Below are 12,663 nucleotides of genomic sequence, written 5' to 3'. Positions count from 1 at the left end.
GCCTGCTCTGTTCGTCGTCTATCGGGGTGAACTGTGACGCAAACGCGCGACGGCCTGCCCACCGGCATCGCCACCGCGATCGGCTCCTGGCCGGGCACCGATCCGCGCGAGGCGGCCGCCATCGCGGTCGGTGAACTGCCGGGTCTGCCGCATCTGGTCGAATTGCCCGCCCGCGGGGTGGGTGCCGACATGATCGGGCGCACCTCGGCGCTGCTGGTGGATCTGCTGTTCGATACGACGCCGCGCGGCTACCGGCTCGCGGACCGTCCGGGCGCGACCTCGCGCCGGGCCTCGGATCTGCTGCGCACCGATATCGACGCGCTCGACGAGGCCTGGGAGATCGCCGGGCTGCGGGGTGCGGGCCGCACGGTGAAGGTGCAGGCCGCCGGACCGCTGACGCTGGCCGCGGAGGTCGAACTGCGGTCCGGGCACCGGGCGCTCACCGATCCGGGCGCGCTGCGCGATCTGTCCGCGTCGCTGGCCGAGGGCTTGGCCCAGCATGTGGCCGAGGTGGGCAAACGCCTCGACGCCGACGTCGTCGTGCAACTGGACGAACCCGATCTGACCGCGGTGCTGAACGGATCACTCAGCGGGGCCAGCGTGCTCAACACCGTGCGCGCGCTGCCCGAACCCGAAGCGCTCGCGCTGCTCGACGGCGTGATCGCCGCCCAGCGGGTCCCGGTGCTGATCCACACCTGCGCCGCCCCGCCCGCGCTGCCGTTGCTGCGGCGTAGCGCGGCCGCCGCCATCGGATTCGATATGGCAACCATCGCGACCGCCGATCTCGACGCCATCGGCGAAATCCTCGACGGCGGCCAGCAGGTGGTGCTCGGGCTGGTGCCGACCAGCGCGCCCGCCACCCCGGTGAGCTGGCGCGAGATCGCCGAACCGGGCGTGCGGCTGATCGACCGGCTCGGCTTCCCCCGGCGCACCCTCGCCGACCGGGTCCTGGTGTCGCCGGCGTGTGGTCTGGCTACGGCGCCACTGGCGTGGGCCCGGCGGGCGGTGGCGCTGGCCGGTGAGGTCGCCAAGGCGTATTCCGATGAACCGGAGTCGCTCTCGTTCGAGGGCTGATCGAGGTCGCCGCGCCCTCGCACCGGGCCGCCGATTCGCCGCCGCGGCAGTGCGCGGACGTGCGCGAACGTGGCGGGAATTGTCGGTGGGCTCGGCTAGTGTTCGAGTCGTGAGTGACACCGGAAGCCCCGCCACCTCAGCGCCCGAGGAGACAGTGCCTGCGATGGATGCCGCCGCGCCGGCTGCCGAGTCGGCGAGCTCGCAGCAGCGTCAGCAGTGGCAGCAGCTGGCCGACGAGGTGCGCGAGCATCAGTTCCGCTACTACGTGCGTGACGCGCCGATCATCTCCGACGGCGAGTTCGACGCGCTGTTCCAGCGGCTGCTGGCCATGGAGGAGCAGCATCCGGATCTGCGCACACCCGACTCACCGACCCAGTTGGTCGGCGGCGGTTTCGCCACCGACTTCACCGCCGTCGATCATCTCGAACGCATGCTCTCGCTGGACAACGCGTTCGATTTCGACGAGCTGCGCTCCTGGGCCGCGCGGGTGGAGGCCGAAACCGGGCCCGGCCTGCACTATCTGTGCGAGGTGAAGATCGACGGTGTCGCGCTGAACCTGGTCTACGAGAAGGGCAAGCTGGTGCGCGGCGCCACCCGCGGCGACGGGCGCACCGGTGAGGACGTCACCCTCAATGCCCGCACCATCGACGACATCCCGCGCGAACTCACCGCCCACCCCGACCATCCGATCCCGGATCTACTCGAGGTCCGCGGCGAGGTGTATTTCCGGCTGGAAGATTTCGAGACGCTCAACGCCGCCATCGTCGCCGAAGGTAAACCGCCGTACGCGAATCCGCGCAATACCGCTGCCGGTTCGCTGCGGCAGAAGGATCCCTCGGTCACCGCGCGGCGGCGGCTGCGGATGATCTGCCACGGTTTCGGCCGCATCGAGGGCTACACGCCCAGCTCCCAGCACGAGGCCTACAACGCGCTCGCCGCCTGGGGGCTTCCGGTATCCACGCACACCAAGCTGGTGCAGGGGATCGACGCGGTGCTGGAGCGGGTGGCCTACTGGGGCGAGCACCGCCACGATATCGAGCACGAGATCGACGGCCTGGTGGTCAAGGTCGACGAGATGGCGTTGCAGCGGCGTCTCGGGTCCACCTCGCGCGCTCCGCGCTGGGCGATCGCGTACAAGTATCCGCCCGAGGAAGCCACCACCAAGCTGCTCGATATCCAGGTCAATGTCGGCCGCACCGGGCGGGTCACCCCGTTCGCGGTGATGGAGCCGGTCGCCATCGCCGGGTCCACCGTCGCGATGGCCACCCTGCATAACGCCTCGGAAGTGCAGCGCAAGGGCGTGCTGATCGGCGACACCGTCACCATCCGCAAGGCAGGCGATGTGATCCCCGAGGTGCTCGGCCCGGTGGTCGACGCCCGCACCGGCGACGAACGCGCCTTCGTGATGCCCACCCACTGCCCGGAATGCGGCACCGAACTCGCGCCGGAAAAGGAGGGCGACGCCGACATCCGCTGCCCGAACCAGCAGAACTGCCCGGCGCAGCTGCGCGAGCGGGTGTTCCATATGGCCGGGCGCGGTGCCTTCGATATCGAGGCGCTCGGCTACGAGGCAGCCGTCGACCTGCTCAAATCCGGTGCCATCACCGATGAGGGCGATCTGTTCGACCTCACCGAGGAACGCCTGCTCACCACCTCGCTGTTCGTCAACAAGAACGGTACCCTGTCCACCAACGGCCGCCGGCTGCTCGACAATCTCGCCGCGGCCAAGGACCGCCCGCTGTGGCGGGTGCTGGTGGGGCTGTCCATCCGCCACGTCGGCCCCACAGCCGCCCGCGCGCTCGCCGCCGAGTTCGGCAGCCTGGAGCGGATCAGCCAGGCCTCGGTCGAGGAACTGGCGGCCACCGACGGCGTCGGCCCCACCATCGCCGTCGCGGTGACGCAATGGTTCACCGTCGACTGGCATCGCGCCATCGTCGACAAATGGCGCGCCGCCGGCGTGCGGATGGAAGACGAACGCGACGAATCCATCGAACGCAACCTCGAGGGCCTGTCCATCGTCGTCACCGGCTCGCTGGAAGGCTTCTCCCGCGACGGCGCCAAGGAGGCGATTCTGGTGCGCGGCGGTAAGGCCGCCGGTTCGGTGTCGAAGAAAACGGCCTTCGTGGTCGTCGGCGAATCACCCGGATCCAAGGCCGCCAAGGCCGAGGAACTGGGTGTGCCCATCCTCGACGAAGAGGGCTTCCGCACCCTGCTGGAATCGGGCCCCGACGCGGTGCGGGCCGGCTCGAGTGAGATCGAGACACCCGCCGAATAACACACGACGTGGGGGGACAACTCGAACAACGAGACGGCACGGCCCCGGCGCGGGCGCAGCGGCTCGCACCGGACTTCTACCGGCTGTGGGGCGCGTTCACCGTCAGCCAGATCGGTAGCGCGCTCGGCGCGGGCGCGCTACCGATGGTGGCGATCCTGGTGCTCGAGGCCGCCGACCTCCAGGTGTCGTTGATGGCGGCCATGGCCGGTGTCGCGAGTGCGGCCATCGCGCTGCCGATGGGTCCGTTCATCGACTTCCATCGCAAGCGCCCGATCATGGTGGGCGCTGACCTGCTCGTCTTCGGTGCGCTGGTGAGCGTGCCGCTGGCCGCATGGGCGGGAGTGCTCACCTACGCACAGCTGTGCGCGGTGGTCACCATCCAGACGGTCTGCGCGATCGTCTTCAACGCCGCCAACGGCGCGTACGTGAAATCGCTGGTGCCGCAGGAACAGCGCATCAGCGCCAACAGTCGTTTCGAGACGACGTTCTGGACCGCCTCCACCCTGGGTGCGCCGCTCGGCGGTGGGCTCATCGCGCTGTTCGGCCTGACCCTCACCGTGCTCATCGACGCCGTCAGCTATCTGCTCGCCGCCCTCGGAATTCGCGGCATCCGCACTCCCGAACCGGATCCGCCCGCCCGGCGCCCGCGACAGTCGCGTCTGGCCGATCTGCGCAGCGGTTGGTCCTACATCTTCGGCCATCCAGCCCTGCACCGCCTGTTCTGGAATGCGATGGTCTTCGGTGGAGCCATTCTGATGACCACGCCGTTGATGGCGTTGCTCATGCTGCGTGAACTGGGTTTCGCGCCTTGGCAATACGGGCTGTCGCTCGGCCTGCCGTGTGTGGGTGGGTTGATCGGATCGATGTGTGCGCCCCGGCTTGTTGCGGCGTTCGGTGAGCGGGCCGTGCTGCTCGGATTCGGCCTTCTGCGCACCCTGTGGCTCGCGCCCTTGCTGCTGGCCGGGCCGAACACGCTCGGCCTGGTCCTCATCATCGCCACCGAGACGCTGCTGTTGTTCTGTGCGGGCGTGTTCAACCCGGTGTTCACCACCTTCCGGATGAACAACACCGTCGACGGCCTGATGGCGCGGGTGGGTACGGCGTGGTCGATCAGCTCCAAATGCGCGCAGCCCGTGTTCATTGCGGTGGGTGGACTGCTCGCGGCCGCGGCGGGGCTGCGATGCGCGATCGCCGTGGCCGCGATCGTCGTCATCGCGAGTTCGCTGCTGTTGCCGTGGCGTCACCTGTCGCCGGCCGAACGCGATACCGCGCCCGTGAAATTCGCGGCCGATCATGGCGGGTAGATCAGCAACAGCGCGGCGCGCACGTCGACCGACAGATCGCAGCCGAACGGGTGGCTGGGTGTAATCCGCTGGTGGAGTGGTATTTATCGGCGATCAGCGGGTCTGCTCGGAGGGCAGCCAGGAGCGTCCGGGCTCGGTCCACTTGTTGGCCTTGATCATTCGGCGGGCGGCGCGCTGGTTGCGGCCGATCAGGCGGTCGAGGTACAGGTGGCCTTTCAGGTGATCGGTCTCGTGCTGGAGGCAACGGGCCAGGTAGGCGGTGGTGGCTTCGACGGTGATCGGGTTGCCCGCGAGATCGACGCCGGTGACCGTGGCGTGGGCGGCGCGGCCGGTGGGGAACCATTCGCCGGGGACCGACAGGCAGCCTTCGAGGTCGTCGTCGGGGTCGGGCATGGTCTCGGGCAAGGCGGAGGTTTCCAGGACCGGGTTGATCACGTGGCCACGATGATGCACGCCCTCGTCGACCAGGTCGTAGACGAAGACCGCCCGCGGATCGCCGACCTGGTTCGCCGCGAGACCGGCACCGTTGGCCGCGGTATTGGTCTCGAACAGGTCGTCGATGAACGCGCGGAGTTCGTCGTCGAACACGGTGACCGGGGTGGCGGGCGTGGTCAGCCGGGGATCGCCCGCGATGAGAATGGGTCGCACAGTCATACAACGCAGAGTACTCAAAACCGAGTACTCGTGGCAGACTGGTGGGCGTGAACGAGACTCGGCTGTTCGTCCTGGCCGCCCTGGCCAAGCGTGGTCCCATGCACGGCCATCAGCTGCGCCGCGATGCCCGGCTCGACCGCGCCGACCTGTGGTCGCGGGTCAAACCCGGCTCGCTCTACAGCGCGTTGCACCGGATGGCGGGCGAGGGTCTGATCCGGCCGCTGCGCACCGAACAGCAGGGCGCGCTGCCGGCCCGCACCGTCTACGAGGTCACCGACGAGGGCCTGCGGGAGTTGCGCGCGCTGCGCGATGAGGCCTTCACCGAGATCGATATCCGGCCCGACCCCGTCGACCTCGCGCTCGCCGTCAGCGCCGACCTCGACCGGGAACTGCTGCGCGGCTATCTCGACGATCGCATTGCCGCGCTGAAGGCCCGCGCCTCGCATATCGACCACCTGCTCGACCGCCGCTGGCCGGATCAGAGCGCCGCCGACGACCTCATCGCCGAGCATGCCCGCATGCGCATCCGCAGCGAAATCGAGTGGCACGAAAAGGTTCTGGCCGATTTGGACAAGCTCGACCAGCCGAACTGACCGTCGGCACCGGCCCGCCGACCTCCCACTGACCGGACGCCTTACTGCCCCCGCCGATCCGCCGACCCTACTGTGACCCGCACCACGTCGATGACGTTGTTGCCGAGCACAGGAGAACCGGATGAGCGCCCGCGTCCCCGTCACCCCGATCGCCGCCGCCGACATCGCGGCCTACGACCACGAAACCGATGTGCTGGTGGTCGGTTACGGCTGCGCGGGAGCCGCCGCGGCCCTCGACGCCGACGCGGCGGGGGCCGAGGTGATTCTGCTGGAACGGCAGAGCGGTGGCGGCGGCTCTTCGGCGCTGTCGGGCGGGGAGATGTATCTCGGCGGCGGCACCCCCATCCAGCGGGCCTGCGGGTTCGACGACACCGCCGAGGATATGGAGAAGTTCCTGCTCGCCGCCCTCGGACCGGACGCCGACCAGGAGAAGGTCGGTCTCTACTGCCGCGACAGTGTCGCGCATTACGAGTGGCTGACCGGGCACGGCGTGCCATTCAAGCCCTCCCTGTGGGATTCGCCGACCTGGGTGCCGCCCACCGACGACGGTCTGATGTGGATGGGGGAGAACGCCTATCCGTTCAACACGATCGCCACGCCCGCCCCGCGCGGGCATCGCGTCACCTCGGACGGTTTCGGCGGCAAGGTACTCATGGCGGTGCTGAGTGAGGCCGTGGGGCGCACCGGCATCCGGGTGCACACCGACACCGCCGCGCTGCGGCTGATCGTCGACGGCAATCGCGTGGTCGGTGTCGCCGCACGGCATTTCGGCGACACCGTGACCTACCGGGCGCGCCGCGGCGTCGTCCTCACCACCGGCGGGTTCGCCGACAATGCCGAGATGGTCGCCCAGCATGCGCCGCAGCTGGTGGGGCTCGGCGTCAACAGTGACGGCGGCGACGACGGCCGCGGCATCGTCATCGCGCAGGCCGCCGGCGCGGCGGTCAAACACATGTCCGCCGGTCAGGTCGGTATTTCGCTGGTGCCGGGGATGATGGTGCGCGGCATGATCGTCAACGAGGTGGGGCAGCGGTTCATCAACGAGGACGTCTACCCCGGCCTGGTCGGGCAGGCGGCGTTGTTCAAGCACAACCTGCGGGTGTGGGTGATCCTCGACGAACAGGCCTACGAGGAAGTGCCCGAGGACGAACGCTGGGGTGTGCGACCACATTTCGTCGCCGAATCCCTCGCCGAACTCGAACAGGAGATCGGCATGCCCGAAGGCGCCCTGCACACAACCGTCGGCGAATACAACCGGCACGCCGAACACGGCGCCGACCCCTATTTCCACAAGTCGGCGCGCTGGCTGCGGCCGCTGCGCTCGCCGTTCGCCGCGATCGACGTGCGCCGCGGCATGGCCCCGCCCGAGTACGGCGACGGCGGGACGGCGGGCGGCGGCGCCGAGGTCTTCACCATCGGCGGCCTGCACACCAGCGTCGACGGACACGTCCTCGACCTCGACGGCGCACCGATTCCGGGTCTGTTCGCGGCCGGTCGCGCCACTTCGGGCCTGCACTCCTGGGGCTACATCAGCGGCACCTCCCTCGGCGACGGCACCTTCTTCGGCCGCCGCGCGGGCCGGGCCGCCGCGCGCCGATAGGGCCGCCGCGCCGGAGCCGGTGTCGCGAGAACATCGCGAAGCGGGAAGGATTACCCGCATGCTGCGCAGTTTTCAGGTGACCAATCACAAATCGCTCGCCGACCGGCAGGAGTTGCGGTTGAGTCGCGGGTCCGGGCCGGTCGCGGTGCCAGTGACGGCGGTGCACGGCGCGGCCGGCGCCGGCAAAACCAGCCTGATCGACGCGCTGGGACAGATGCGCGACGCGGTGCTGCATTCGGTGACCGGCTGGGATCCGTATGCGGGGCCGGTGCGTTCGCCGCATCTCGGGCACGCCGACCGGCCCACCGAGTTCGTCGCCGCGTTCGTGGCCGAGGGTTGCCCGTACACCTACGGTTTCGAACTCGACAATGCCGACGTCGTCGCGGAATGGCTGTACGCGCACCCGCGTTCGCGCAAGCGCATCGTGTTCGAACGCGCCGGTGAGCAGATCAAGATCGGACCCATGTTCGAGGCGGCCCGCTACGGCATCACCGCCCTGGCGCCGCTGGTGCGACCGAATTCGCTGCTGCTGAGCCTGGCCGGGCAGATGTATGCCGAGGCGCTTGTGCCGGCCTACCGTTGGTTCGAATCGATGCTCGAGGTGCAGCGCGGACCCGCCGAACCGGAACGGGTCGAGCACCTGGTCGGCAGCCACATCTCCCGGTCGGCCGAGAACGCCGCCCGGCTGCTGACCCTGCTGCGCACCGCCGACCTCGGCATCACCGATCTGCTGATCGCCGAGAACGATCCGCTCTACGCCGACTACCTGCGCGAACTCGACGTCGACATCGCCGGTCTCACCGAACAGACCGAACGCGCGACGTCCTCACCGGCGTATGCCGAATCGCTGCTCAGCGATAACGGCGTCACCCCGGTGCTGCTCGAACGCGAACTGACCAACCTGAAGAACGCCCGCGACGCCCTCTACGAACGGATGGTGGACCGGCGCGGCGTGGGCTTGCGGCTGGTGCACGAAGGCATCGATATCCCATTCCACATCGGCGACGAATCCACCGCCACCCTCACCCTGCTGCGGCTGCTGCCGACCATGCTCGACGCGCTCGACTCGGGCAAGGTGCTGGCGGTCGACGATATCGGTGGCCAACTACCCGCCGAGGAGACCGACCGGCTCATCCAGCTGTTCCAGAACCCGGAAACCAATGCCCGTGGCGCCCAATTGATCTTCACCACCAACAACCGCACCCTGATCGACCGCGGCAACGGCCGCTCGCACCGCACCCGCTCCTCGGTCTGGCAGTTGCGCCGCACCGAACACGGCACCAGCGAACTCACCCCGCGCTGAGCGGCGCCGCCGGCGCGGCCGCCACTAGCATGAGCTCATGCTGGAATTCGCGATGCTGGTGATCATGATCGGCGCCCTGGCCGGGATGATCGCGCTGTACCTGCGCGGCCGTCGCGGTGTCCGGTTGTCCGAGCCCGAGGTGGGCACGCTCTACGTCACCGGGGTGAGCCCGCGCCCCGACGACCTCACCGGCGAGCAGTACGTGACCATCACCGGCAACCTCACCGGTCCGATGGTCGAGGGCACCGTCGTCTACGGCCGGTTCGCGTGGGATGTGAACAACTGGCCGTCCATCGGCGACACCTTCACCGTCGCCTATCCGCCGGGCAAACCGGACAAATGGCAGCTCTACAGCTAGGTCCGGCGGGGATGCCCGGCGCCTGACCGGGCAGCGCCCTGCCCGGCGATGGCAGGATGCGGGCATGGGTGCGCACGCCGAGTTGATCGTCCGGGAGGCCGTGCCGTCGGAGTACGCGGCGGTATCGGAGCTGACCGTCGAGGTCTACGTCGGTGAGGGCTATGTCCCGGCCGACAACCCGTACGTGCACGAACTGGCCGATGTCGAGCAGCGGGCGGCGTCGGCGCAGGTGCTGGTGGCGATGCACGAGAGTCAGGTGGTCGGCTCGTTGACCGTCGCCCGGCCCGGCACGCCGTACGCGGAGATCGCCCGAGCGGGTGAGCTGGAATTCCGCATGCTCGCCGTCAGCAAGCGGGCGCGCGGGCTCGGTGTGGGGACGACGCTGGTGCGGACGGTGATCGAGATGGCCTCGGCGCAGGAGTTCGAGGCGGTGGTGCTGACCACCATGGCACCGATGGTCGACGCCCGGCGCATCTACGACCGGTTCGGTTTCGTCGCGGTGCCCGAACGGGATTGGCACACCGAGGACGGCAAACCGCTCACTGTGCTGCGCCTGTCCCTGGCCGGCTGAGCCGCCGCCGGGCAGAGCGAATCAGCCCAGAACCGTCGCGACGATGCCGGCGAGGTAGCCCAGCCGCGCGACCTCCGATGGTCGGAAGTCGGGCCCGCCCGGACGCCCGAGCAGCAGCACCTTGCTGGAATCACCGAGCGGCGCGGCCGCGAGTTTGGTGTCCATATCGCGCCAGATCTCGGGCACCCAGTCGGCCTCGGGATCGAGCACGGTGGGCTTGTTCAACGGCATCCACGGGGCCGAGGACGCCTGGGTTTCCGGGGCACTCTGGCTGCCGACGACGCGGTAGGCGCCCTGCGGGCCGAGATCGAGGATGGTGCTCCAGCCGACGCGCAGTACCCGGGGCGCGCCGTCGACGAGCACCTGTAATCGGTCGTCGCGGGCGCTGGCGACCTGGTCGATCAGCTCGAGCTCGCGGTGGGTGTCCAGCACTCCGGAGTACGGCCGGATCGAATCGACGTGCACATCGCTGATCGATTCTGCGGCGGTGATCAAGGTGTCGGGCAATGCCCCCGGTGACACCTCGACGACCAGATCGTCGACCGCGAAGCCTGCCCCGCGTTCCACGACATCCAGTGAGAGGATGTCGGCGCCCACGGAGCCGAGTGCGAGTGCGAGTGCACCGAGGCTTCCCGGACGATCCGGAAGTTGCACGCGGAGCAGGTAAGACACGTGCTGTCCTTTCCCTGGTGGCCGAGCCTGGCGAACGTATACCCGGTCTGGCAATCCTTACACCCTCGAGCCCCGGTTATCGAGTCGAAAGTTGCCGGAACTCACTCGGTTCGCCGGTGTTTCCGGTGATTTCAGCATGTCTGCCCGATGTCTCGTAGGTGTATCGAACATGAACCAGTCGTGAACGGCGTGGCGTTGATCGGCCTCGCCGGGTCACTGCGCACCCCAGCACATCGCGGCTGGCCTCGAAAACGCGCCACGGTGGCAGCGCGGGCCGCGGGTGGACGGGCCGCAGGGCGATGGTGGGGTCGATCGGTCCCGTGCGCGGTCGGGTGCCGGGCAGCGGCGATGCGGTGCGGGCCGGTCGCTAGGCTATGCGTGCTGTTGCGTATTGCGTAGTAGATGTGCGTACACGCAACGCAAGCCCGTCCACGCGCAACTTTCGAAAGGGGTCCGCGGTGCCCGCCATCTCCCGCGACGAGGTCGCCCACCTCGCCCGGCTGTCCAGGCTCGCCCTGACCGACGACGAACTGGATCAGTTCGCCGGTCAGCTGGATTCGATCCTCAGCCACGTGCGGACCATCTCCGAGGTCGCCGCCGCCGACGTCCCCGCCACCGCCTCGCCGAACCCGGCGACCAACGTCACCCGCCCGGATGTGGTGGTGCCCGGCCTGACACCGAACGAAGCCCTGTCGGGTGCGCCTGCGGTCGAAGAGCAGCGGTTCATGGTGCCGCAGATCCTGGGGGAGGCGGAATGAGCGAGTTGACGCAGCTGTCGGCGTCGGAGCTGGCAAGCAAGATCCATTCCCGCGAGGTCACCTCCACGCAGGTCACCCAGGCGCACCTCGACCGCATCGCGGAGGTCGACGGCGAGTACAACGCCTTCCTGCACGTCGCCGGTGAGCAGGCGCTGGCCGCGGCCGCGGCCGTGGATACCGCGCTGGACGCGGGCCAGACGCCGGCCTCGCCGCTGGCCGGAGTTCCGTTGGCGCTCAAGGACGTGTTCACCACGACCGATATGCCCACCACCTGCGCGTCGAAGATCCTCGAGGGCTGGGTCTCGCCGTACGACGCCACGCTGACCACGAAGTTGCGCGACGCGGGCATCCCGATTCTCGGCAAGACGAATATGGATGAGTTCGCGATGGGTTCGTCCACCGAGAACTCCGCGTACGGCCCGACCAAGAACCCATGGGACACCACCCGCATCCCGGGCGGATCCGGCGGTGGTTCGGCCGCCGCGCTGGCCTCGTATCAGGCGCCGCTGGCGATCGGCACCGATACCGGTGGGTCGATCCGTCAGCCCGCCGCGGTCACCGCGACCGTCGGCACCAAGCCCACCTACGGCACCGTCTCGCGTTTCGGCCTGGTCGCCTGCGCGTCGTCGCTGGATCAGGGTGGTCCGTGCGGGCGCACGGTGCTCGATACCGCGCTGCTGCACGAGGTGATCGCCGGCCACGACCCGCGCGATTCGACCTCTCGCGATGTGCCCGTGCCGCCGGTGGTGGCCGCCGCGCACGCCGGTGCGACCGGCGATCTGCGCGGGGTGAAGGTCGGTGTGGTCAAGGAACTGCATTCCGACAGCTACCAGCCCGGCGTGCTGGAGTCCTTCGACGCCGCGGTCGCGGTGCTGAAGGAGTTGGGCGCCGAGGTGATCGAGGTGTCCTGCCCGCACTTCGAGTACGCGCTGTCGTCGTACTACCTGGTCATGCCCAGTGAGGTGTCGTCGAACCTGGCGCGCTTCGACGCCATGCGCTACGGCCTGCGCGTCGACGACGACGGTACGCACAGCGCCGAACAGGTGATGGCCGCGACCCGTGCCGCCGGTTTCGGCCCCGAGGTCAAGCGCCGCATCATGATCGGCACCTACGCGCTGTCGGCCGGGTACTACGACGAGTACTACGGCCAGGCGCTCAAGGTCCGCACGCTGATCGCGCGCGATTTCGACGCCGCCTACCAGCAGGTCGACGTGCTGGTCTCGCCGACCAGCCCGTTCACCCCGTGGAAGCTGGGCGAGAAGGTCGACGATCCGCTGGCGATGTACCTGTCGGACCTGTGCACCCTGCCCACCAACCTGGCCGGGCATCCGGCGATGTCGGTGCCGTCGGGGTTGAGCAAGGACGACGGCATGCCGGTCGGCCTGCAGATCATGGCGCCCGCGCTGGCCGACGACCGGCTCTACCGAGTGGGTGCGGCCTACGAAGCGGCCCGCGGGCCGATCGCCTGAGTACGGATAGTCCCGCACCGGTGCCGGTGCGG

The 12,663-nt window shown here is 69.1% G+C and carries 12 protein-coding genes; 10 read left to right on the top strand and 2 right to left on the bottom strand.

What is annotated here, in order from left to right; genetic code table 11:
- The first annotated feature begins 33 nt into the window (after positions 1 to 33).
- The 3 genes from NOCYR_RS19975 to NOCYR_RS19965 all read left to right on the top strand — a co-directional run bounded on the left by NOCYR_RS19975 (position 34) and on the right by NOCYR_RS19965 (position 4,653).
- A complete protein-coding gene (locus tag NOCYR_RS19975) occupies positions 34 to 1,074 on the top strand; it encodes a methionine synthase (RefSeq protein WP_014352212.1) in 1,041 nt (346 codons plus the stop codon).
- 163 nt (positions 1,075 to 1,237) lie between these two features.
- Positions 1,238 to 3,349 (top strand): NAD-dependent DNA ligase LigA, encoded by a 2,112-nt coding sequence (ligA, locus tag NOCYR_RS19970; protein ID WP_014352211.1) that lies wholly within the window; start codon positions 1,238 to 1,240, stop codon positions 3,347 to 3,349.
- Positions 3,350 to 3,357: 8 nt separating this feature from the next.
- Positions 3,358 to 4,653, top strand: coding sequence for an MFS transporter (locus tag NOCYR_RS19965; protein ID WP_014352210.1), 1,296 nt, complete (start codon positions 3,358 to 3,360; stop codon positions 4,651 to 4,653).
- A gap of 93 nt (positions 4,654 to 4,746) precedes the next feature.
- Here the strand turns inward: NOCYR_RS19965 and NOCYR_RS19960 are convergent, their stop codons facing one another.
- Complete coding sequence (locus NOCYR_RS19960) at positions 4,747 to 5,307, bottom strand: peptide deformylase (RefSeq protein WP_014352209.1); 561 nt, start codon at positions 5,305 to 5,307, stop codon at positions 4,747 to 4,749.
- Positions 5,308 to 5,354: 47 nt separating this feature from the next.
- On the opposite strand from NOCYR_RS19960, the gene NOCYR_RS19955 reads away from it, so the two are divergent.
- The 5 genes from NOCYR_RS19955 (at position 5,355) to NOCYR_RS19935 (ending at position 9,732) form a co-directional block, all read left to right on the top strand.
- Complete coding sequence (locus NOCYR_RS19955) at positions 5,355 to 5,900, top strand: PadR family transcriptional regulator (RefSeq protein WP_048834324.1); 546 nt, start codon at positions 5,355 to 5,357, stop codon at positions 5,898 to 5,900.
- A gap of 121 nt (positions 5,901 to 6,021) precedes the next feature.
- A complete protein-coding gene (locus NOCYR_RS19950; protein WP_014352207.1) occupies positions 6,022 to 7,500 on the top strand; it encodes an FAD-dependent oxidoreductase in 1,479 nt (492 codons plus the stop codon).
- A 58-nt stretch (positions 7,501 to 7,558) separates the two neighbouring features.
- Complete coding sequence (locus tag NOCYR_RS19945; protein ID WP_014352206.1) at positions 7,559 to 8,803, top strand: AAA family ATPase; 1,245 nt, start codon at positions 7,559 to 7,561, stop codon at positions 8,801 to 8,803.
- Positions 8,804 to 8,840: 37 nt separating this feature from the next.
- Positions 8,841 to 9,161 carry a hypothetical protein gene (locus NOCYR_RS19940; protein WP_014352205.1) on the top strand — a complete coding sequence of 107 codons (321 nt, stop codon included), beginning with the start codon at positions 8,841 to 8,843 and terminating at the stop codon, positions 9,159 to 9,161.
- Positions 9,162 to 9,225: 64 nt separating this feature from the next.
- The gene (locus NOCYR_RS19935; RefSeq protein ID WP_014352204.1) at positions 9,226 to 9,732 is read left to right on the top strand and encodes a GNAT family N-acetyltransferase; all 507 of its coding nucleotides are present in this window, start codon (positions 9,226 to 9,228) and stop codon (positions 9,730 to 9,732) included.
- A 21-nt stretch (positions 9,733 to 9,753) separates the two neighbouring features.
- Here the strand turns inward: NOCYR_RS19935 and NOCYR_RS19930 are convergent, their stop codons facing one another.
- A complete protein-coding gene (locus NOCYR_RS19930; protein WP_014352203.1) occupies positions 9,754 to 10,404 on the bottom strand; it encodes an amino acid-binding protein in 651 nt (216 codons plus the stop codon).
- A 458-nt stretch (positions 10,405 to 10,862) separates the two neighbouring features.
- Between NOCYR_RS19930 and gatC the strand changes: the two genes are divergently transcribed.
- Together gatC and gatA are read left to right on the top strand one after the other, a co-directional pair.
- The gene (gatC, locus tag NOCYR_RS19925) at positions 10,863 to 11,162 is read left to right on the top strand and encodes an Asp-tRNA(Asn)/Glu-tRNA(Gln) amidotransferase subunit GatC (protein ID WP_014352202.1); all 300 of its coding nucleotides are present in this window, start codon (positions 10,863 to 10,865) and stop codon (positions 11,160 to 11,162) included.
- Positions 11,159 to 12,631, top strand: coding sequence for an Asp-tRNA(Asn)/Glu-tRNA(Gln) amidotransferase subunit GatA (gatA, locus tag NOCYR_RS19920; protein ID WP_014352201.1), 1,473 nt, complete (start codon positions 11,159 to 11,161; stop codon positions 12,629 to 12,631). Before gatC ends, gatA begins: the two co-directional genes overlap by 4 nt.
- Positions 12,632 to 12,663 lie beyond the last annotated feature (32 nt).

Origin of the sequence: Nocardia cyriacigeorgica GUH-2 (assembly GCF_000284035.1) — a bacterium.
Taxonomy (GTDB): domain Bacteria; phylum Actinomycetota; class Actinomycetes; order Mycobacteriales; family Mycobacteriaceae; genus Nocardia; species Nocardia cyriacigeorgica_B.
The sequence above is the reverse complement of the archived record's forward strand: the minus strand, read 5'-3'. Positions and strand labels throughout refer to the sequence as shown.